Genomic DNA, 690 nt, shown 5'->3' with positions numbered 1-690 from the left:
CGCGGGGTGGAGCAGCCCGGTAGCTCGTCAGGCTCATAACCTGAAGGCCGCAGGTTCAAATCCTGCCCCCGCAACCAGCGACATTTGCAAATTCTCCTATTCGGGAAGCCGCTCGAGAAATTCCTCGCGGTAAACGTCGAGCATCATCTCCTTCTTCTCTTCACTGTAGATATCGCCAGCTTGCATGCATTCCATTGTTGGTTATGGGATGGCCCGCCCTTCCGAGGACATCGAGTATGATGTCGTTTTCTTGAATGGAATGAGCAAGCCATGCAGATTTCCATACTGGGTATCGACATCGGAAAGAATAGCTGCAGCGTTGTTGGGGTAGATGACCGCGGCGCTGTAGTTGCCCGTCGAACGATGCGGCGACAAACATTGATCGAATTCGTCGAGAAGCTGCCAACCTGTGTTATCGCGATGGAGGCATGCTGCGGTGCTCACCATCTTGGTAGGCTCTTTACCTCGAAAGGTCATGGGGTCCGGCTGATGTCGCCGGAATACGTTCGCCCCTATCCATATTGGCAACGGCCTGACTGTAAGACCGAATACGTTGAAGCAGACTGCACAGGAAATCAAAAAACAACTTGCAAGCAGGGCGGGCATACGTTTACCACGCAGAACTGATGGAGTGGATGCCCCCTCCCGACGGCATCGCGATGTGCCAAAGTGATGTTTGCAACAACGTCA

General features: G+C 53.5%; 1 tRNA gene and 1 pseudogene. Both read left to right on the top strand.

Annotation, left to right across the window (positions count from 1 at the left end):
* A tRNA-Met gene (locus JZX87_RS31060) sits at nt 1-77 on the top strand.
* 193 nt (nt 78-270) lie between these two features.
* Nucleotides 271-537 (top strand): annotated as a pseudogene (locus JZX87_RS31710) (IS110 family transposase); the annotation flags it as partial.
* Between the last annotated feature and the right edge of the window lie 153 nt (nt 538-690).

This window comes from Agrobacterium sp. Ap1 (genome assembly GCF_017313375.1).
GTDB lineage: Bacteria > Pseudomonadota > Alphaproteobacteria > Rhizobiales > Rhizobiaceae > Neorhizobium > Neorhizobium cellulosilyticum.
Note: the sequence above shows the minus strand (reverse complement) of the source record. Positions and strands in the feature narration are given on the sequence as shown.